This is a genomic window from Natronomonas moolapensis 8.8.11, from assembly GCF_000591055.1.
GTDB lineage: Archaea > Halobacteriota > Halobacteria > Halobacteriales > Haloarculaceae > Natronomonas > Natronomonas moolapensis.
Window position 1 is genome coordinate 1,981,344 of the sequence record NC_020388.1, and the last position, 17,395, is coordinate 1,998,738.

General features: G+C 66.6%; 20 protein-coding genes. 9 read left to right on the top strand and 11 right to left on the bottom strand.

Going from position 1 to position 17,395, the window contains the following annotated elements; all coding sequences use genetic code 11:
• The first annotated feature begins 6 nt into the window (after positions 1–6).
• On the top strand, positions 7–1,854 hold the full coding sequence (locus NMLP_RS09510; protein ID WP_015409898.1) for an ATP-binding protein: 1,848 nt from the start codon (positions 7–9) through the stop codon (positions 1,852–1,854).
• Between the two features lie 120 nt (positions 1,855–1,974).
• Here the strand turns inward: NMLP_RS09510 and NMLP_RS09515 are convergent, their stop codons facing one another.
• Positions 1,975–2,601, bottom strand: coding sequence for an RAD55 family ATPase (locus NMLP_RS09515; protein WP_015409899.1), 627 nt, complete (start codon positions 2,599–2,601; stop codon positions 1,975–1,977).
• 147 nt (positions 2,602–2,748) lie between these two features.
• Between NMLP_RS09515 and pyrB the strand changes: the two genes are divergently transcribed.
• The 3 genes from pyrB (at position 2,749) to NMLP_RS09530 (ending at position 5,328) form a co-directional block, all read left to right on the top strand.
• Positions 2,749–3,651: an aspartate carbamoyltransferase gene (gene pyrB / locus NMLP_RS09520; RefSeq protein WP_015409900.1), complete on the top strand. Its 903-nt coding sequence runs from the start codon at positions 2,749–2,751 to the stop codon at positions 3,649–3,651.
• Positions 3,648–4,109 (top strand): aspartate carbamoyltransferase regulatory subunit, encoded by a 462-nt coding sequence (gene pyrI, locus NMLP_RS09525; protein WP_015409901.1) that lies wholly within the window; start codon positions 3,648–3,650, stop codon positions 4,107–4,109. Before pyrB ends, pyrI begins: the two co-directional genes overlap by 4 nt.
• A 352-nt stretch (positions 4,110–4,461) precedes the next feature.
• Positions 4,462–5,328 (top strand): alpha-amylase family protein, encoded by an 867-nt coding sequence (locus NMLP_RS09530; RefSeq protein WP_015409902.1) that lies wholly within the window; start codon positions 4,462–4,464, stop codon positions 5,326–5,328.
• Positions 5,329–5,388: 60 nt separating this feature from the next.
• Here NMLP_RS09530 and NMLP_RS09535 read toward each other — a convergent pair whose 3' ends face one another.
• Positions 5,389–5,952 carry an NUDIX hydrolase gene (locus tag NMLP_RS09535; protein ID WP_049926757.1) on the bottom strand — a complete coding sequence of 188 codons (564 nt, stop codon included), beginning with the start codon at positions 5,950–5,952 and terminating at the stop codon, positions 5,389–5,391.
• 230 nt (positions 5,953–6,182) lie between these two features.
• Between NMLP_RS09535 and NMLP_RS09540 the strand changes: the two genes are divergently transcribed.
• Together NMLP_RS09540 and NMLP_RS09545 are read left to right on the top strand one after the other, a co-directional pair.
• Complete coding sequence (locus NMLP_RS09540) at positions 6,183–6,386, top strand: DUF1918 domain-containing protein (RefSeq protein ID WP_015409904.1); 204 nt, start codon at positions 6,183–6,185, stop codon at positions 6,384–6,386.
• Positions 6,387–6,390: 4 nt separating this feature from the next.
• Complete coding sequence (locus tag NMLP_RS09545) at positions 6,391–6,840, top strand: RNA-binding protein (protein ID WP_015409905.1); 450 nt, start codon at positions 6,391–6,393, stop codon at positions 6,838–6,840.
• 45 nt (positions 6,841–6,885) lie between these two features.
• Here the strand turns inward: NMLP_RS09545 and NMLP_RS09550 are convergent, their stop codons facing one another.
• The 3 genes from NMLP_RS09550 to NMLP_RS09560 all read right to left on the bottom strand — a co-directional run bounded on the left by NMLP_RS09550 (position 6,886) and on the right by NMLP_RS09560 (position 9,750).
• Positions 6,886–7,989, bottom strand: a complete 1,104-nt coding sequence (locus tag NMLP_RS09550; protein WP_015409906.1) for a bZIP transcription factor — start codon at positions 7,987–7,989, stop codon at positions 6,886–6,888.
• Positions 7,979–9,370 (bottom strand): cytochrome P450, encoded by a 1,392-nt coding sequence (locus NMLP_RS09555; protein WP_015409907.1) that lies wholly within the window; start codon positions 9,368–9,370, stop codon positions 7,979–7,981. Before NMLP_RS09555 ends, NMLP_RS09550 begins: the two co-directional genes overlap by 11 nt.
• 92 nt (positions 9,371–9,462) lie before the next feature.
• Positions 9,463–9,750 carry a DUF5779 family protein gene (locus NMLP_RS09560; protein ID WP_015409908.1) on the bottom strand — a complete coding sequence of 96 codons (288 nt, stop codon included), beginning with the start codon at positions 9,748–9,750 and terminating at the stop codon, positions 9,463–9,465.
• 141 nt (positions 9,751–9,891) lie between these two features.
• Here NMLP_RS09560 and NMLP_RS15905 point away from each other — a divergent pair, with 141 nt between their 5' ends.
• The 3 genes from NMLP_RS15905 to NMLP_RS09575 are packed head-to-tail and all read left to right on the top strand — an operon-like array spanning position 9,892 to position 12,871.
• Positions 9,892–10,137 (top strand): Rdx family protein, encoded by a 246-nt coding sequence (locus NMLP_RS15905; protein ID WP_049926412.1) that lies wholly within the window; start codon positions 9,892–9,894, stop codon positions 10,135–10,137.
• 58 nt (positions 10,138–10,195) lie between these two features.
• Positions 10,196–12,175: a DEAD/DEAH box helicase gene (locus NMLP_RS09570; RefSeq protein ID WP_394296868.1), complete on the top strand. Its 1,980-nt coding sequence runs from the start codon at positions 10,196–10,198 to the stop codon at positions 12,173–12,175.
• A 9-nt stretch (positions 12,176–12,184) separates the two neighbouring features.
• Complete coding sequence (locus tag NMLP_RS09575; protein WP_015409910.1) at positions 12,185–12,871, top strand: acyltransferase; 687 nt, start codon at positions 12,185–12,187, stop codon at positions 12,869–12,871.
• 8 nt (positions 12,872–12,879) lie between these two features.
• On the opposite strand, the gene NMLP_RS09580 is transcribed toward NMLP_RS09575, so the two are convergent.
• From NMLP_RS09580 to rdfA, 6 genes are all read right to left on the bottom strand, one after another.
• Complete coding sequence (locus tag NMLP_RS09580) at positions 12,880–13,143, bottom strand: hypothetical protein (protein ID WP_015409911.1); 264 nt, start codon at positions 13,141–13,143, stop codon at positions 12,880–12,882.
• Between the two features lie 71 nt (positions 13,144–13,214).
• Positions 13,215–14,006, bottom strand: a complete 792-nt coding sequence (locus NMLP_RS09585; RefSeq protein WP_015409912.1) for a mechanosensitive ion channel domain-containing protein — start codon at positions 14,004–14,006, stop codon at positions 13,215–13,217.
• Positions 14,006–14,812: a diadenylate cyclase DacZ gene (gene dacZ, locus NMLP_RS09590; protein ID WP_015409913.1), complete on the bottom strand. Its 807-nt coding sequence runs from the start codon at positions 14,810–14,812 to the stop codon at positions 14,006–14,008. The genes NMLP_RS09585 and dacZ overlap by 1 nt, the downstream gene beginning before the upstream one ends.
• Positions 14,813–15,195: 383 nt before the next feature.
• Complete coding sequence (gene nth, locus NMLP_RS09595) at positions 15,196–15,879, bottom strand: endonuclease III (RefSeq protein ID WP_015409914.1); 684 nt, start codon at positions 15,877–15,879, stop codon at positions 15,196–15,198.
• Between the two features lie 59 nt (positions 15,880–15,938).
• Positions 15,939–16,394: a hypothetical protein gene (locus NMLP_RS09600; RefSeq protein ID WP_015409915.1), complete on the bottom strand. Its 456-nt coding sequence runs from the start codon at positions 16,392–16,394 to the stop codon at positions 15,939–15,941.
• 297 nt (positions 16,395–16,691) lie between these two features.
• Positions 16,692–17,312, bottom strand: a complete 621-nt coding sequence (gene rdfA / locus NMLP_RS09605) for a rod-determining factor RdfA (protein WP_015409916.1) — start codon at positions 17,310–17,312, stop codon at positions 16,692–16,694.
• Positions 17,313–17,395: the final 83 nt, after the last annotated feature.

Consider the following 17,395-nt stretch of genomic DNA (forward strand, 5'->3'; position numbering starts at 1 on the left):
CGGCACATGTCCGATCTGGGCGATTTCGCGAACTACGAGCCCGACGACGAGGGGACGGGAGAGGACACCGCGTCCGCCCCGACGACCGGCGAGGAGACGGACCCCCAAACGGGACCGGCATCGGGGACGGACCCGGAGAGCGACGCCGACGACTTCGAGCCGGTGTCGGTTTCGCCGGTCGGGACCGACCGCGGCATCGGGACGATCTCCGCCTCGGAGGGACTTGTCGTGAGCGAGGACGACGAGGAGACGCGGCTCCGGGCGTACGTCACCGTCGACAACCGGTCGGCGGTCCGGATCGGGCGGTACCTCGTCGCCGACTACCCCGACGGCGAGCGCCTCTTTTGTCGGATCGTCGCCCTGGAGTACGCCCAGGAGTTCCGCTCGGACGATGCGACAGAGATCCACGCCCGGCGGGCGATGCGCAGCGAGGGCATCGACGAACGGGACTACAAGTTCGTGGCGACGCTGGAGCCGGTCGCCGTGTTGTACGTCGAGGACGGCGAACTCAGACGGCGGATGACCGACCGGGTGCCGAAACCCGAGACTGTCGTCAGACAGGCCGAGGACAGCGCGGAGATCAAAACGGGGTTGAAGATCCCCGAGGAGGGCGTCTTCGTGGGACACCTCGCGGTCGGCGGCGAGACGGTCCGGACGGCCGCGACCCCGCCGACGATCGACTACCGGCTGAAGGACGACTACGAGGCGGGCGACCCCCTCGTGTTCAGACACACCCTCGTCGCCGGCGGGACGGGATCGGGTAAGACCCACGGCGCGAAGAACGTCCTCCGGCAGTACCTCGCGGAAGGGCGGCGCTACCCGACCGAGGACGGACGGGCGGTCGCCCCGGCGCTCGTCCAGTTCGACCCCCAAGACGAGTACGCCCAACTCCACGACGACAACCCCGAAATCGACGCCGACTACGAGCGCCGCCTCGAACGCGAGGGAATCGCCCACGGCGGGATTGCGGACACGAAGGCGTTCGTCCCGAAGGTCGGCGACGCGACCTACGCCGCCGCCCACCACGGCGCCGAACAGGTCGAATTCACCATTCCCTTTTCGTTGGTGTTCGAGAACCCCTGGCTCGTCGCCGGAAGCGGCCTCAACGACAACCAGTACGGCGCGTTGGTGGGCGTGTTGCTCCCGCAGTTCCGCCGGCAGTACGGCGACGAGGCCACCTACGAGCAGTTCCGGACCTTCCTCGACGACCCCGCCCTCAGGGAGGAACTCGACGAGTCGGGCCGGGTTCACGAGGCGACCTTCGACGCGATCAGACGGCGGATCAGGGGGTTCGGGTCGGTGTTCGACCGCGAGGCCCGTCCCATCACCGACCTCGTCGACGCGTTCGTCCGCCCCGGCGGCGTGACGACGGTGCCGACCTACCACATCAACGACTCGCGGGCGACGACGACAGTCGTGCTTGCGCTCGCCTCGCTTTTAGTCGACGAGAAGCTCTCGAACGACCCCACCCACGACCGGATCAAAGAGACCCCCCTCGTCGTCGGAATGGACGAGGCGCACAACTTCCTGACCGACGCCGACAGCGTCCAGGCCGACCGGGTGATCGGCAAGTTCGCCGAGGCGGCCAAACAGGGCCGCAAGGAGCGACTCGGCCTCTTTCTCATCACGCAGGATCCCCAGGACATCGCCGATCCGATATTCAAACAGATCAACACGACCGTCGTGTTGAACCTCGGCGACGAAGACGCCATCAAGGCGGTCAACATCCCCTCGAACCTGGAGGGGAAAGTCCCCTACATGGAGAAGGGCCAGATGGTCGTCTACTCGCCCGACAACTCCGAACCCGTCGAGTTGGTCGGTCTCCCGCGGTGTCTGACCAAGCACGGCCGGTGAACCACCCTGCCTGCTCGCCTGCTTCGCAGGCTCCTTGAGGCAGGGGCTTACCGCCTGCAATTAGCTAACGAGATAATAAATGATCGGTGCCGCTCGCGCGCCCCGTCTCGTCCGTCAGTCTCAGGCGATGTCCCGACTGGTATCGATATCGATCGCTTCGGTGAGATCGAGCTTGATCGCGTCCGAAAGCGCTTTTCCGCCGCGGAATTTCGGCACGGTGAGGCGGTTCTCGACGCGGTCTCCCTTGAGTTTTGTCTGCAACTGAAAGACGACGTCGGCCATGTGTACCGTCGTATCCCGAAGGGGTGGCACCTTGTGTCCCTCCAGACAGTGTAACACAGCGAGACTGTCCGTGTTGTACACCTGATTTTGAAGACCGTTGAGGAACTTCCGATATCTCGGCGGCTCGTGCCGCTCGACGACGTCGATCGGATCAACGATGAGGTTCGAAGAGTCGGGAAGCGCGGCGATGAGCTTCGACGTGTTATCCAGCGGTGCGTCTCCGGTGACGTCGCGGATAGTCGGGTCGCCGGTCGAAGTCGGTGCGGCGTCGATACTGTTCGCAACCGCGTCGCTCGTCCGGTCTATCGTCAGGTAGAGCGTGTCCCGAGCGCCGGTGAGTTCATAAAGGAACAGTTCGGCCTGGCTGGCCGGTGCGGCGGTGAGCGCGACGACGCTACCGGCCGGAATCCCGCCGTCGAGTTGTCTATCGAGAGCCGAGATCCCGGTTCGGAGCCGTTCGCTCATCTCTGTCGAGGTTACTGCCCTACACTGATTAAACCTTCTGGCGAATCGGGATCCGTTTCGCGGGACGGCCGGGAAGAAGCGCGTGAGCAAGCGCCACACGATCCGCCGGCCGGGAGATTCAAGACCGTCCGTGCCGGCGTTTCAGTAATGCGCCACGACCACCTCATAAGCGCAAAGCAGTTATCCCGTGGCGACATCGAGACGGTGCTCGACCGCGCGGCCGAGATCGCTGCCGATCCAGGGACGGTCGCCGGACGGCACGCGGACACGCTGTTGGGACTGCTGTTTTTCGAGCCGAGCACTCGCACCAAGATGTCGTTCGACGCGGCGATGAATCGACTCGGCGGCGACACGGTCGATATGGGAAGCGTCGACTCGTCGTCGGTCAAGAAGGGCGAAAGCCTCGCTGACACCGTCCGGGTCATCGAGGGGTACACCGACGCGATCGTTCTCAGACACCCCTCCGAGGGGTCGGCGAAACTCGCAAGCGAGTTCGTCGACGTCCCGATCGTCAACGCCGGCGACGGGGCGGGCCAACACCCCACCCAGACGCTCTTGGATATGTATACGATCCGCGAGAACGCCGGGCTCGACGACCTCACGATCGGGATCATGGGCGATCTGAAGTACGGACGCACCGTCCACTCGCTGGCGCACGCGCTGACGAATTTCGATGTGAGCCAACACTTCATCAGCCCAGAGAGCCTGCGTCTCCCCCGGGGCGTCAGATACGACCTCCACGAGGCCGGCGCGCTGGTCCGAGAACACACCGGGATCGACGACGTCCTCGACACCCTCGACGTACTGTACGTGACGCGGATCCAGCGCGAGCGGTTCCCGGACGAGAACGAGTACCGACAGGTCGCCGGCGAGTACCGGATCGACGCCGACCTCCTCAAGACGGCCAAAGACGAGTTGACCGTGATGCATCCGCTGCCGCGCGTCGACGAGATCGCACCCGACGTCGACGAGACCGCCCACGCGACGTACTTCGAACAGGCACACAACGGCATCCCGGTTCGGATGGCGCTTTTGGACGAGATGCTATGACAGACACCGAACTCCGCGTTTCCAAGATCGAGGACGGAACCGTTATCGACCACATCGCCGGCGGCCAAGCGCTCAACGTGCTCGCGATCCTCGGCATCGACGGCGGCTCCGGTGAGGAGGTGAGCGTCGGGATGAACGTCCCCTCCGACCGACTGGGCCGGAAGGACATCGTGAAAGTCGAGGGCCGCGAGCTGAGCCAAAACGAGGTCGACGTGCTGTCGCTCATCGCGCCCGCGGCGACGATCAACATCGTCCGCGAGTTCGAGGTCGTCGAGAAACACCGGGTGACGCGGCCCGAAACCGTCGCCGGCGTGTTGTCGTGTCCGAACGCCAACTGCATTTCGACGGCCGACGAGCCGATCGAATCCCGATTCGACGTCCTCGAGGAGGGCGTCAGGTGTACCTACTGTGAGACGATCGTCCGGGAGTCGATCGCCGCCCACATCAGCGCCGCCTGAAGCGCGCCGCCGGGGGAACATCTATACCCCCCGCCGTCGATAGCTGTCACGTATGTCCAAGAAAGCACTCGCCGTCGTGCTCCTCGCGGCGGTCGTCCTGCTGTACGTCACGAAACGGTAGCTCGCTGCCCGAAACACCCGCTGAACCGACCGCCCTCCGGTCGATCTATCGTTCAGCCGGCTGCCGAGGGTCGAACCGCCGCCTCGCCGGACGTGTCTCCGGGCGTGTCCCTGCCGTTCGGTCAAACGGTCCGTGATTCCTCGAGCGCGTCGATCCGCCGTAGCTCCGTGGCTGTCGGCCCGTCGCCCCCGCTTCCGAACGACTTAGGAACCGCGAGTGCCGACGTGGGGTATGTACGGCGTCGTCACGCGGAACGAGGAAGAAGCCTGCTGGCCCGACTTCGACCGCGGGTTCTACGAGGTCAAAGACGTCTCCGGCCGGTCCGCCGAACCGGTCCCCGACACGGTGAGTATGGTCTCCTGTTTCGGCGACAACGCCGCCGCCGAGGAGAACCCAGACCTCGTTCCCATCACCCCCGACGGGGTACGCGCGACCCGCGAGCGGACGTACTTCGATTGGGCCTACGTCTGCCCGACCCACGACGGCTACCGCGAAGGGCTTCTCGAGATCGTCGCCGACTGCGCAGAGGTGACGCCGGACGTCCGGCTCGACGACGTCGGCTTCCCGCGCCCCGAGTACTGCTACTGTGATCGCTGCAACGAGCGCTTCGAGTCGTGGGTCCGGGCGCGTCACGACCGCGGCGAGGGGCCGCATCCGGCCGAGACGACAGTGGAGGACCGATACGAGTGGCGCGCCGAACGGATTACCGAGTTCGTCGAGGCGGCCACGGATCGGATTCCGGGACGGAGCTACCTGACGCTGTATCCCGACCCCTACGACGGCCACCTCTACGAGCGGGCGGGTCTCGACATCGAGGCGCTCGAAGCGCACGTCGACGAGTTCGTGGTCCCGCTGTACGACACGTATTACGGGACAACCTACTGGCTGGAAGCGATCGCAAAAGGCTTCCAGAGCCGTCTCGAGACGCCGTTCAGCGTCGAACTCTACGCGGTCGACGTCGACATCGACAACCTGATCCACGCCCTTGAGGTGGCAGAGGAGTACGGCGAGTCGGTCCTGTTCGGCTACGACGCCTCCAACGGACGGGCGGCGCTACGGCGGCGCGATGCGGACGAACGCGACGGCGTCGAGTGGTGAGCAACGGCGGCCCCCGGGGGTTCGGCCACGACGCGAACGGGTGATGCGCACTCGCCGGCGCTAGACCATGGCTCTGGCGGCGTCGATGAGGTCCTCGCGGTCGCGGGTGTCCTCGGGCAGCCCTTCGGGATCGAACCACCGGGCGGCGCTAATCTCGTCGTCGGGGTCCGAGACGGCGGGGGTCGTCGTGTCGGCCACCGCACGGAAGATCGGGAGCACGCCCCACGTCGAACAGCTACCACACGTCACCTCGATACGGTTCAACATCGCCAGTCCGCGGTAGGTCGCCTGGATGCCGGCCTCCTCGTCGAGTTCCCGTTCGGCCGCCTCACGGAACGACTCGGAGCCGTCAACGCCGCCGCCCGGAAGCACCCACAGGTCGACCCCATCGTGACGGACCAACAGGAGCTGTCCGCGGTCGCGTCGGACGAGCGTGTGTGCCCCGTATGGCGTCCCGTTGTGTCTGATCCGTTCGGCGAGCGTCCGGAATCGGTCGCGCGAGACGCGTTTTTGATACGTCCGTTCGAGCGGTGGCATCCCGTAGGCGTCGGTCAATTGGTGGTAGGCCTGCTCGGCCAGTTGGGTCGCCTCGTCGGCGAGAAACCACAGCCCGTCGACGGCCATCATCCCAACTCCGGGCGTCGGCGTGGCTCGGTCGGGGGCCGGTCGGCGTGGCGTGAGGGCACGATTATCATACACGGTCTTCGGCTGCGTACTTAAAAAAGCGTTCGACGCCGGAAGACCGATTCGGCGCCGGCGGGTTCTGCGCCTCCAACGGACTGTCTACCGGCGCTGCCGTGGAGCATCGGCGGGTGAAACGACGGGCTTTTTCCGCACCGGCGAAAAGCGGAGGCATGGCATTTGAAAAGGGAGACCGCGTGACGTTCCACGACAAGCACAGCGAATACGACGGCGAGACGGGCGAGGTCACGCAGGTCTCGGAGACTATGTTCGGCGACAACACCTACATCGTCGACTTCGAGGAGGGGCAGGAAGCGGGTATCGCCGAGGAGTCCCTCGACGTCGCCGAGGACGCGGCCGACGCGGACGACGAGTGAGACGATGCGTGCCGTCCCGTTCCACTACGTCGATCTCCGGACCTTCTGCTATGCGACGGAGGACGAAAAGCGGGTCGAGACGGCACTCAGGACCTACCTGCCCGAGGCGGCCGAACTCGAACGCGACGTCACCGAGGGCCACAACGGCGACCGGATCGTGATTCTTTCCGTCAGGCTCGAGCGCGCCGACGACGTCCGGTACGTCCTCTCGAAGCTGACCGAACTCGGCGAACTCGACCGTTTGCTCGACGAGTTGGAGACCCGCATCGACGACAACTGCGCTTTCTACATCGGACTCGACAAGCAGGCCGCCTTCCACGGTGACGTCGCGCTCGGCGAGGGACTCATGCTCCGCGGGAAGGTCGAAGCCTACCCCGCCAAGCGAGAGCGAGCCATCGAGACGGCGAACGAGGCGCTTGAGGACCTCGCGGCGCGGGCGGATTCGGAGAACTAGAGGCTGTGGGGTGTACCGGACGATCGCTCGTCTCCGCCCCGCGGGTCACTGTATCATCCCTGTTATAAAGAACTCGAACAGAATAAAGAAGATCGGCAACAGCAGCGAACTGACAAGCCGGGTGATGATACCGATCGAGAGCGGATACAACTGCACGCTCTGGTGGTCGCGAAACTCCCGTCGTTCGCGCTGGATCTCCAACTGAAGCAGTTGGTTCTCCCGAACCGAGACCTCGCCGTCGTCGTCGGGCATGTCGAGTTGCGCCTCGAGCGTCCGGATCTTGTCCTTGTGCGTTTCGAGCAACCGCTCTCTGATCTCCTGGGCGCGCCTGTTCATCTTGTAGGTCGGATACGCGAAGTTGGCGGCGACCAACAGGACGAACAGCGCGACGCCGGCGTACACGAAGCCGCCGAACGCGTTGTGGGCGGCGATCTGGAACGACAGCGGCAGCGCGAACGAGCCGAGCGAGACGATGACGGTCGTCTGTATCGCGAGGTTGCCGACGGCGCTGAGGCCGCCGAGTCCGTCCGGATGCAGCGGGTCGATATCCAGCGTCGCGTTCTCTGCGAACGACCGGATCGCGAGGACGGTGACGACCGCGGCGTGGCTCCGCAATCCGACGATCGTGAGCCAGTAGAGGAAAAAACACAGATAGGCGACCCGCTCGAGGGGGCTCGTGATGCCCTGTGAGAGGAAGTACGGCTGGCTGACGACGAACACCCCGAGCACGAGCACGGCCCAGATCCCGACGCTGACCCACCAGTAGTCCGTGTAGTAGGTGTCGTATCGCCGCGAGAGCGACGACAGCACCGTGTCGTCGTCGGCCGTCAGCGTCTCGTCAGCGTCCTTGAAAAACCCCGGCAGGAGGTGTCGGTCGAAGTACCACACGTCGTAGGGGCCGACGACCACCATCAGACAGGCCATCGACTGTCCGAGCACGAACAGCGTCGACGCCTCGGCACGGTCGACTGCGAGCAGCGTGGCGGCGACCGGGATCCACCCGCCGACCAACAGCGCGGCGAGAAACGGGGTGTCGACGAACGTCCGCCCGCGCTCGACGATCCGACTCGGCCAGATGGGCTTCGCACGGTAGGGGGCCAGTTCGGCGCTCGTTCGATTCGCCTGAACATTATACCCCTCAACGCTCACGCAAATAAAATTCGGTGCCGGCCGCCAGGCGGAGCGTCATGTCCGCCGACAGCGGCGGCTCCCTCGCGTGCCTGGACGGGGAGCTGTCGGCCGACCCGCCCCCCTCGACGCGCGACAGCGTGAACCGACGACCGATCGCGGCGAGGGCGAGTTTCGCCTCGAGCAGCGCGAACTGGCGGCCGATACAGAGGCGTGGGCCGCCGCCGAACGGCGCGTACGCGAAGTCAGGACGCTCCTCGGGGGCGCCGTCCCGCCACCGGCCGGGGCGGAACCGCTCGGGCGCGTCGTAGAACCGCCCGTCGCGGTGGACCTGTCGGATGCCGAGCCAGACGGGGACGTCCGCTGGGATGCGGTAGCCGTCGACTGCGACCTGTCTCGTCGACTCGCGGGGAAGCACGTAGACGGGCGGGTACAGCCGGAGCGTCTCCGTTAGGATCCGCTCCGTGATCTCCAGGGCGTCGACGTCGGCCAGCGTCGGATCACCCTCGAGACGGTCGATCTCTCGGTGGAACCGGTCCCGCAGCGCCGGCCGCCGCGCGAGCTCGAACAGCGAGAGCGCGAGCGTCGACGCCGTGGTCTCGTGGCCCGCGAAAATCAGCGTAACGACCTGATCGCGGAGCTGTTCGTCGGCGAGGACGTCCCCGTCGGCCCCGCCCCGCTGGCGGATGCCGACGAGCAACGACAGCAGGTCCTCGGCCTCCGCCGGCGACGACGCTGGCCCGCCGGCGGCCTCCGCCAGCAGTTCGTCGGCGGCCTCCCGGAGGCGGCGGCGACCGCGCTTGAACCGTCGGCGGGCGGGCGTCGGCACCCACGCCGGCAACGGATACGAGGTCGGCGCGAACCACGCTTGAAGATCGCCCGCGGCCGAGCGGATCTCGGCGTCCCCGCCGAGTTCGAGTTCGCGCCCGAACAGCGTCGCGAACAGGACCTCCAGCGTCAGCCGCTTCATCTCCGCCTGGAGGTCGATCCGGTCGCCGTGATCCCACGTGTCGATCCGGCGCTCGATCGCCTCGTTCATGCCGCCGGCGTACGACCGGACGCTGTCGCGGGAGAACAGCGGCTGGAGGGCCTGGCGTTGCCGTCGCCACTGCTTACCTTCGACGGCAACGAGGCCGTCGTCGAAAGCGACGCGGAAGTCCTCGGACTTGCGGAACGCGTCGCGGTCGTCGACGAGCGCCCGTTTGAGGTGCGACGGATGCGTGAGGTTGTAGACGTCTCCGGGTCCAAAAAAGTGCGTCCGGGCGACGTCGTGGTCGGAGAGCGCCCGATCTCGGAAAGCCAACACGTCCGGCATCGTCCGAAACGTGTGTGTCAGGGGATGCCCGGCGGCCGCCGGGTACGGCGGCTTGGGGTCTCGGGACTGATCGTCCGTCGAAGCCATCTACGGGGTCTGTAGTCGCTGTCTCACAATAGTACTGGCGGGACGTCGCTCCGGTGGTCGCCGGCCGTCCGACCGCCGTGGACGCGTCTTCGTCAAAGACGGTCGGTATCTATCTCCCTGCCCGGCGGCGAGAGGACGAGAAAGCCCCGAAAGTGCATCAACTCGCCGCCGTAATCGCGGACCTCGCGGGCGAACCCGCCCGCGAGGTCGTTCAGGTCACCCTCGACGTTCAACACTACCACGTCGTCGCGTTTGACGTGCTCGACCCACTCGTCGGGATCGGTCGAGCCGTCGAGCACTCCGAGCACGACGCGGCCCCCCGCGTCCGGTTCGTCCAGTTCGCCCTCGGCAGTCTGTAAATCGAGGTCGAAATCGCCCATACCGACCCCACTGGGGCAAATAAAAAAAGCCTGCCGGCCTACCGTCCGTCCGCGACAGTCGAGCGGAACCGCAAGATAGCGGCCCGATCGGTGGCCGTCGGAAGTAGGTATATTTAATTATCGATCATTCGAATTGCCGGTATGGTCAGCGTCGACATCGAGTACTGCGCCCCGTGTGGACTGGCCGGAACGGCCGTGACGACGCGGCGCGTGCTCGTGGACCGGCTCAGGGGATACGACGAAGTAGATGGTGTTCGCGTCGAACCGACGCACGAGATGGTGTTCGGCGTTCGTGTCGGGGGCGATCGGGTCTGGACGGTCGATCCGACCGACCGGGTCGACCCGATGGAGGCGGTCGCGGCGGTACGGACCTGGCTTCGGGCCTGATCGGGCCCCCATCGCCCGATGCGGGTCGTTTTTGTCTGTCCGCCCCGAATCGATCGTAGTGACAGACGAGCAAGCCGACGCCGCGGGGGGTCCTCCGGACGCCGACAGCGAAGCGCCCACCGACACCGACGGCGAGGGGGTGACAGACCCTGACCGCGAGCGGCCCGCGGAGGCCGACGACGAGCAGCCCGTCGACGCCGAGGCCTTCTACGAGGCGCTCGACGCCCGGGGACGACCGGTCGTGACGGCCGCCGAGGTCGCGGCGGCGCTGGACCGCCCCGCCGGGGTGGTCGACGACGCGCTCTCGGGGCTCGAATCCGACGGAGACGTCGGACGGCTCGACGTGCGGGCGGCGAAAACGGCCTGGTATGCGCCCGGACGGGCCGATGCCGACGAGCGCATCACCGTCTTCGAGAAGCGCCGGGACGTGATCGTCGACCAGCCCGCACAGTACACGCGGGCGCTGTTGACGCAGTTCGCCCATCTCGAGAACACGAACCGCGAGGGAGGATACGTCTACACCGTCCGCGAGGAGGACGTCTGGAACGCCCCGTACGCGACTTTTCCGGAGCTGGTCTCGACGGTCCGATCCGCGCTCGGCGGGCGGTACGAGGCCATAGAGGAGTGGATCGAAGGCCAATGGGAGCGCGCTCACAAGTTCCGGCTCGCGACCCACGAGGACGGCTACGTCGTCTTAGAGGCCAAGAGCGCGGACCTGCTGGGCAACGTCGCAGAGCCGCGACTCGACGACGGCGTCCTTCGGGCGCGGATGGGCGACGAGACGGCGTGGGTCGCCGAGGACCGGACCGCCGAGCTCAAGCGGACGCTGTACGAGGCCGGCTACCCGGTCCAGGACGACCGCGAACTCGAGACTGGCGACGACCTGCCGTTCGACCTCGACCTCGACCTTCGGCCCTATCAGGCCGACTGGATCGCGCGCTTCGCCGACTCGGGGTCGGGCGTGCTCGTCGGGCCACCGGGGTCGGGCAAGACGGTCGCCGCGCTGGGCGTGATGGCCGACGTCGAGGGCGAGACGCTCGTGTTGGTGCCATCCCGGGAACTGGCTGGACAGTGGCACGAGGAGATACTCGAGCGCACGACGCTGTCGCCCGAACAGGTCGGCGAGTACCACGGCGGGGCAAAGGAAATCAGGCCGGTGACGATCGCCACCTACCGGATCGCGGGCATGGACCGCCACCGAAGCCTGTTCGACTCCCGGAAGTGGGGGCTAATCGTCTTCGATGAGGTCCACCACATCCCCTCGCCGGTCCACCGCCGGAGCGCTTCCCTCCAGACCAAACACCGACTCGGGTTGACCGCCACGCCCGTCAGGGAGACCGAGGATCAAGAGGAGATCTACACGCTCGTCGGCCCGCCGATCGGCACCGACTGGGAGGCGCTGTTCGAGGCCGGCTACGTCGCCGAACCGGAGGTCGAGATCCGGTGTCTCCCGTGGGCGTCGCCCGCACACCGCGAGGAGTACGCCGCCAGCGACGGCCACGGCCGCCGCCAGGCCGCGGCGACGAACCCCGCGAAGATCCGCGAGATCTCGGCGATCCTCCACGAGAACCGCGGTTCGAAGGCGATCGTCTTCGTCGAGTACATCGATCAGGGCGACGCGATCGCCGAGGCGCTCTCGGTCCCGTTCATCAGCGGCGAGACACCGCACGCCCGTCGGAGCCGGCTGTTCGACCGGTTCAGACGCGGCGCAGTGGACACGATCGTCGTCTCGCGGGTCGGCGACGAGGGGATCGACCTCCCGGACGCGGAGGTCGCAATCGCGGCTTCGGGGCTCGGCGGATCGCGCCGACAGGGCGCCCAGCGGGCCGGCCGGACGATGCGCCCCGTCGGGAAGGCCCGGATGTACGTCCTCGCCACGCGGGGCACAGAGGAGGAGGACTTCGCGCGCAACCGGACGAAACACCTCGCGGCGCGGGGCGTCCGGGTCCGCGAGACCGAACCGGTCGCGGTCGTCGATCCGGAGGACGCCTCGGCGACCCCCGACGGGGGCGGCGTCGGCTTCGAGGCCGAGCGGTGAATTAAAGCGATGCCGGACGACAGACCGGACGTGGGTCGCAGAACCGGCGGCGATCGGTCGGGTACGGAACCGGCTAGCGACGGGGACGCGAGAGACGCCGACGGACGCAGTGCGCGAAACGGCGGGGGGCGCCACGGTCGATTGCGCCGTTACCCGACTCCCGGACCACACAACTCGCTTTGGTCGTGGCCCGGCGCGAAACATCCACTACGCGTCGTGTTCAATTACGTAGCGATCGTCCTCGCGCGGCACGCGCCGAGCCTCCGGTTGAAGAACTGGCTGCTCCGCTCGGTCGGCGTCACCGTCGGATCGGGCGTCTCGTGGGGGCTCGAATCGACGCCGGACGTGTTCTGGCCGGAGCTCGTCGCCGTCGGCGAGGACGCGATCGTCGGCTACGACGCGACGCTTCTGTGCCACGAGTTCCTCCAAGAGGAGTACCGGATCGGCGAGGTCCGGGTCGGCGAGCGGGCGATGATCGGGGCCGGGACGGTCGTGTTGCCCGGCGTCGAGATCGGCCCGGACGCACAGATCGCCGCGAACTCCCTCGTCGCCGAGGACGTCCCGGCGGGAGAGACGTGGGCCGGGGTGCCCGCCGAACCGGTTTCGACCGCAGGCAAGAGCGAAGCAGCCAGGACGGGCGAGGCGGCCGGGGCGGGCGAAGCGGCCGGGGGAACCGGCGCGGAAAGCGAGCAATAAGACGTCCCCTACGCCGCGTCGCCGAGTTCCTCGCGGGCCGACGCGATGTCCTCGGCGATCGCCGCCGCGTCTTCCGGGAACAGTGCGATCTGGACTTCGTTGCCGTCGGCGTCGCTCGCGACGATCTTGAGTTGGCTGTCGCCGAACGGCCGCGCTTCGACCGACTCGGGGTCGAAGAGTTTCGCGGTCGCCGCCTTGTTCGTCGGGCCGACGTTCTTGATGCTTCCCTCCGTGAGTTCGATCATGAACGACTCGAGGTTCAGGTTCAACACGCCCGTCGGTTCGTCGGGGAGGGAGTAAACTGTTCAGGGTGCGGTCGCCCGGGCAACGCCGGGACACCGATTCAGCTACGGACTCGCATCGCGCCCTCCCGGATCACTTTGCGGTTGGGAACGACGTATTCCTCGCCGTCGTTTTCGATGTGAGTCACGAACACGTCGATCTCCTGGACGATCCCGCGACGGCCGGCGACCTCGACCTCGTCGCCGATCGCGTAGGGTTCCGACATGAGGAGATAAATACCGGCGGCCGCGGAGGCGAGCAAGTCCTTGGACGCCAAGCCACCGAGAAAGAAGACGCCGAAGGCGTAGGCGGCGAGCAACACGAGCAGTGCCGCCGTCGCGACACCGAGTTGCGACAGCGCGATCAGGCCGGCGACGTAGAGGATCGAGAGCTTCAAAAGCGTCGAGACGACGGTTACCTCCGGGAGCTTCACGCTCCGCAGCCGCTCGTCGACGACGATCTCCGTCTTGTCGCCGACGACGAGGCCGACCAACACGACGAAGACGGCGACGAACAGCCGGGGAAGAAACGCCACGGCCTCCTCGACCAGCGCCTCGCCGGGGACTACCCCGACCGTCCGGATCGAGTACAGCGCCGCGAGAAAGAAGACGAACGCCCCGACCAGGCGGGCGAGAAACTGGACCGTCGAACCGCCGAACTGTCTCGCCGTGCGTTCGAAAGACGTCCCCTCGACGGCGTCGTCGACCCCGAGAGCGACGAGCAATCGCCGGACGAGCGTGGCGGCGAGCGCGCCGACGGCGATCCCCAAAAACAGGACCACCACGGCGACGAGGAGGTTCCGTTCGGGCGCCGAGAGCCCCTCGAACCAGCCGCGGACGGCCACGGCGTACATCAGTACACCTCCGGATCCAACTCGAGGATTATTTCGCCGCCGGAAAACGCCCGGACCAGCCCGTCGGACTCCGAGAGGACCACGGCGACTGCGTTCGTGTCCATCGTGATCGCGCCCGCAGCCATGTGGCGTGCCCCGAGACCCTTCGGGATGTCGACGCCCTCGGCGGCCGGTTCGAGGTACCGATACGCCGAGACGATCTTCCCGGAGTCGCTGATGACGAACGCGCCGTCGAGCCGCGAGAACTCCTTGAGCATCACGTCGACGATGGGGTCGCCGACGTGGACGTGGCTCTTTTCGAAGGGGTTGTAGCTGAGCGGCCGGGACTTGTTCATCACGTTCCCCGCGTCGCCGACGACGAACAGCGCGCCGACGCGTTTGCCCTTCTGGCCCTTCGTTCCCAGCTCGATCGCCACTTCCAGGACGTTCCGGATGACGGACGGTTCGGCGCGGCTGTTGAGGAAGAGGTCGTAGACGCCCGACTGTTCGAACTCGCCCGCCCGAACGCGGGTGATCGTGTCGGTGCCCTCCGAAAACAGCGCGAGCACGCAGACGAGCTGTTCGCCTTCCTCGGCGAACCCGTTCTCCAAGGCGCCCTCGACGCCGAATCTGACCCGCTCGCTGACGTCGTCGAACTCGAGGGGGAGTTCGACGTAGCGTTCGGCCCCGAGCGCGTTCTCCGTCGCAACGACGACCGGGTCGCCGGCCTCGGCGAAGCGCTCGTACAGCGACCCGCTCGGGCAAAACAGGAGCGTCCCGTCGACGTCCGACACGATATCGCCAAGCAGATCGCCGAGTTCACTCATCGTTCGCCCGTCGAATCCGATGGAAAAAAGCGTTCCGGGGCGTCTGACGCCGGCCGTCTCCCGGCGTGGGGGTGCCGTATTCGTCCGCTGGCCGCGTCGGTCGTGATCGCTACCTGTTGTTTCGGGACGAGACGATGCTCCCGGGATCCCCGGAGTGGACCGCTCGGTGAGCACCCGGGAGGCCGAGATCGATCAGACGACCCACGCCCGCGGGCTTGGCCTGTGGTCCGTTCGGTGGACGATGGACGCCTACGGCGGGTTCGAACTCGATACCGGCGACGACGGGACGGCGGTCACGCTGGAGTTCTCGATCGCGTGGGTGTCGGAGGGCGGTCTCGGGGCCGCGAGCCGGGAGCGCGGGTGGGCGGCAGCCGTGGATCGATTCACCACTCGCTGCCGTCGGCCAGATCCACGTCGCTGTCCAGTTTCGACGACGGACAGATGTCCTCCAGCACGCAGTTCGAGCAGTCGGGGTTGCGCGCGGTGCAGGTGTCGCGGCCGTGGCTGATCAGCAAGTGGGTGAACTCCTTCCAGTCGCCCTCCGGGACGACCCCCATGAGGTCCGATTCGATCCGTTCGGGAGTGTGCTCTTCGGTCAGCCCGAGGCGTCGGGAGATGCGCTGGACGTGGGTGTCGACGACGATCCCCTCGACGACCTCGTGGCCGTGCTGGAGGACTACGTTCGCGGTCTTTCGCCCGACGCCCGCGAGGTCCGTCAACTCGGACATCGTGTCGGGCACCTCGCCGTCGTGGATCTCGACGATGTCCCGGCAGGCCGACGTGATGTAGCTCGCCTTGTTGTTGTAGTAGGTGATCGAGTCGATCGCGGCGGCGAGTTCGGACTCGTCGGCCTCGGCGTAGGCCGCGGGACCGTCGTACGCATCGAAGAGGTCGGCCGTCACGCTGTTGACGCGCTCGTCGGTACACTGCGCCGAGAGGATGACCGAAATGAGGAGTTCGAGCCGGTTCGAAAAGCGCAACGAGATCTCGGGATCGGGGTACTGCTCGTAGAGCCGATCGAGGGTCTCGGCGACGTGTGCGTCCCGGGTGTCGAGTGGCGTGCCCATACCGCCGAAGGGGGCGGGCGGCCCTTGTGTATGTCGAGTCGGGAGTCGGGCACCCCGGCTCACGGGGGCGTTGCGGCCACCGACGCGTCCCGATCCCGCCAGACGACACTCTCGCGCGGCGATCCACCAGTCGCCGTCGCCGTAAACGTCGCCGAGACGGTCCACAGCTCCGCACAGCCCTCGCATCGGACACCGACGATCGAGACCTGATCGAGACCATCGATGGCGCATTGAACCCCCGTCCAGCGTTCGGCTGCGTCGGCGACGGTACGGGGGTCGGGGGCCGCATCGAACACCCCGCCGGGGAGCACCCAGTCGTCGCCGTCCGGGCGCGCGATCAACCCCTCTTTGCCCTCGACCTCGACGCGGACCGCGATGCCGTCGGGGCGCTCCGCGACCGTCTCGAACCGCTCGCGGTCGACACCGATGGTCGTCTGACGGACGTCGAAGTGATCGTACGCCTCGTAGAGTTCGTTCAGGTACCGCGATACGTCCCCGGAGACCGAACACTCCATACCGTAATCACACCCGGAGAACGAATAAAACTGGGGAATCGAGTCGGCCCGCCCAGACGGCGGACCGACTCGTCCACAGTAACAAATCGCCGCACGTACGACACACTATTTATACGTGCGTATAAATCGCCGTACACGCGTATATAACCCACCGCACACGTATTTATATACTGTCGTACGTATGTTTATAATGTACCGTATACGTGTTCATAAACCATGTGCATATGTGCAAAGTACGGTAGACGTGTTCAAACGCCGTCGCGCCGACGGCCGGGGCGTCTCGTCGGCCGGTGCGGCCTACTCCGAACACTCACAGCGGCCGCGTTCGAGCAGGTCGACGACGTCGAACTGCGTGTTACAGTCCTCACAGACGACGCGCACGTCGACGAACGTCCGAAACGATCCGATATCGAGGTGGCCGCCGGAGCGGAGCTGTTCGAGTTTCCCCTCGGTGACGGAGTCGACCCGCCCGCGTAGCCGCTGTACGTTCGCGACCTCGCGCTCGATCGGGTCGGTCTCCTCCGGCGTGTATTCTGCGCCGCGGTGTTTCTGCAGGTACGTACGGATGGCCTGGTAGGTGACGAAATCCGCCTCGAGCGCTTCGACGTCGAGGCCGTCGCGTTCGAGGCGGCGCCGGACCCGCGTCCGATCGGCGTTCTCGGCGTCGTCAGCCAGGAGTCGGTAGGTGTTTTCGACCTCCCCCTCGAGCGGTCGGACGCCGGCCCGTTCGAGCGCGCGCTCGAGCAGCCGTCGGTTGAAGTACGTCGCCAGTTGTCTGAGGCTCCGTCGGTCCTCCTCGGCGGTCCAGAGCCGCTCTAGTTTCTCGCCTACTGAGTCCAGTCCGTACTCCTCGATCAGGCGGACGACCTTGCTCCGGCGACCCCGCCCCGCCCCGGATCGGTCGTCGGTGTCTCCCATAAGATTGGGAGGAAGGACGGCAAGTAGTATCTTGCGCTCAGACCATCGAAAGCGGCGTTTCACCATATTTATCCGCCGAGGCG

What these genes read in the sequence shown, in the direction of transcription:
- rdfA (WP_015409916.1), bottom strand. Translation starts at nt 17,312, where the DNA reads ATGGGAGACACCGACGACCGATCCGGGGCGGGGCGGGGTCGCCGGAGC.
- pyrI (WP_015409901.1), top strand. Translation starts at nt 3,648, where the DNA reads ATGACAGACACCGAACTCCGCGTTTCCAAGATCGAGGACGGAACCGTT.
- NMLP_RS09560 (WP_015409908.1), bottom strand. Translation starts at nt 9,750, where the DNA reads ATGGGCGATTTCGACCTCGATTTACAGACTGCCGAGGGCGAACTGGAC.
- dacZ (WP_015409913.1), bottom strand. Translation starts at nt 14,812, where the DNA reads ATGAGTGAACTCGGCGATCTGCTTGGCGATATCGTGTCGGACGTCGAC.
- NMLP_RS09575 (WP_015409910.1), top strand. Translation starts at nt 12,185, where the DNA reads ATGCCGGACGACAGACCGGACGTGGGTCGCAGAACCGGCGGCGATCGG.
- NMLP_RS09585 (WP_015409912.1), bottom strand. Translation starts at nt 14,006, where the DNA reads ATGTACGCCGTGGCCGTCCGCGGCTGGTTCGAGGGGCTCTCGGCGCCC.
- NMLP_RS09530 (WP_015409902.1), top strand. Translation starts at nt 4,462, where the DNA reads ATGTACGGCGTCGTCACGCGGAACGAGGAAGAAGCCTGCTGGCCCGAC.
- NMLP_RS09515 (WP_015409899.1), bottom strand. Translation starts at nt 2,601, where the DNA reads ATGAGCGAACGGCTCCGAACCGGGATCTCGGCTCTCGATAGACAACTC.
- NMLP_RS09540 (WP_015409904.1), top strand. Translation starts at nt 6,183, where the DNA reads ATGGCATTTGAAAAGGGAGACCGCGTGACGTTCCACGACAAGCACAGC.
- NMLP_RS09600 (WP_015409915.1), bottom strand. Translation starts at nt 16,394, where the DNA reads ATGGAGTGTTCGGTCTCCGGGGACGTATCGCGGTACCTGAACGAACTC.
- nth (WP_015409914.1), bottom strand. Translation starts at nt 15,879, where the DNA reads ATGGGCACGCCACTCGACACCCGGGACGCACACGTCGCCGAGACCCTC.
- NMLP_RS09555 (WP_015409907.1), bottom strand. Translation starts at nt 9,370, where the DNA reads ATGGCTTCGACGGACGATCAGTCCCGAGACCCCAAGCCGCCGTACCCG.
- NMLP_RS09545 (WP_015409905.1), top strand. Translation starts at nt 6,391, where the DNA reads ATGCGTGCCGTCCCGTTCCACTACGTCGATCTCCGGACCTTCTGCTAT.
- NMLP_RS09510 (WP_015409898.1), top strand. Translation starts at nt 7, where the DNA reads ATGTCCGATCTGGGCGATTTCGCGAACTACGAGCCCGACGACGAGGGG.
- NMLP_RS09535 (WP_049926757.1), bottom strand. Translation starts at nt 5,952, where the DNA reads ATGGCCGTCGACGGGCTGTGGTTTCTCGCCGACGAGGCGACCCAACTG.
- NMLP_RS15905 (WP_049926412.1), top strand. Translation starts at nt 9,892, where the DNA reads ATGGTCAGCGTCGACATCGAGTACTGCGCCCCGTGTGGACTGGCCGGA.
- pyrB (WP_015409900.1), top strand. Translation starts at nt 2,749, where the DNA reads ATGCGCCACGACCACCTCATAAGCGCAAAGCAGTTATCCCGTGGCGAC.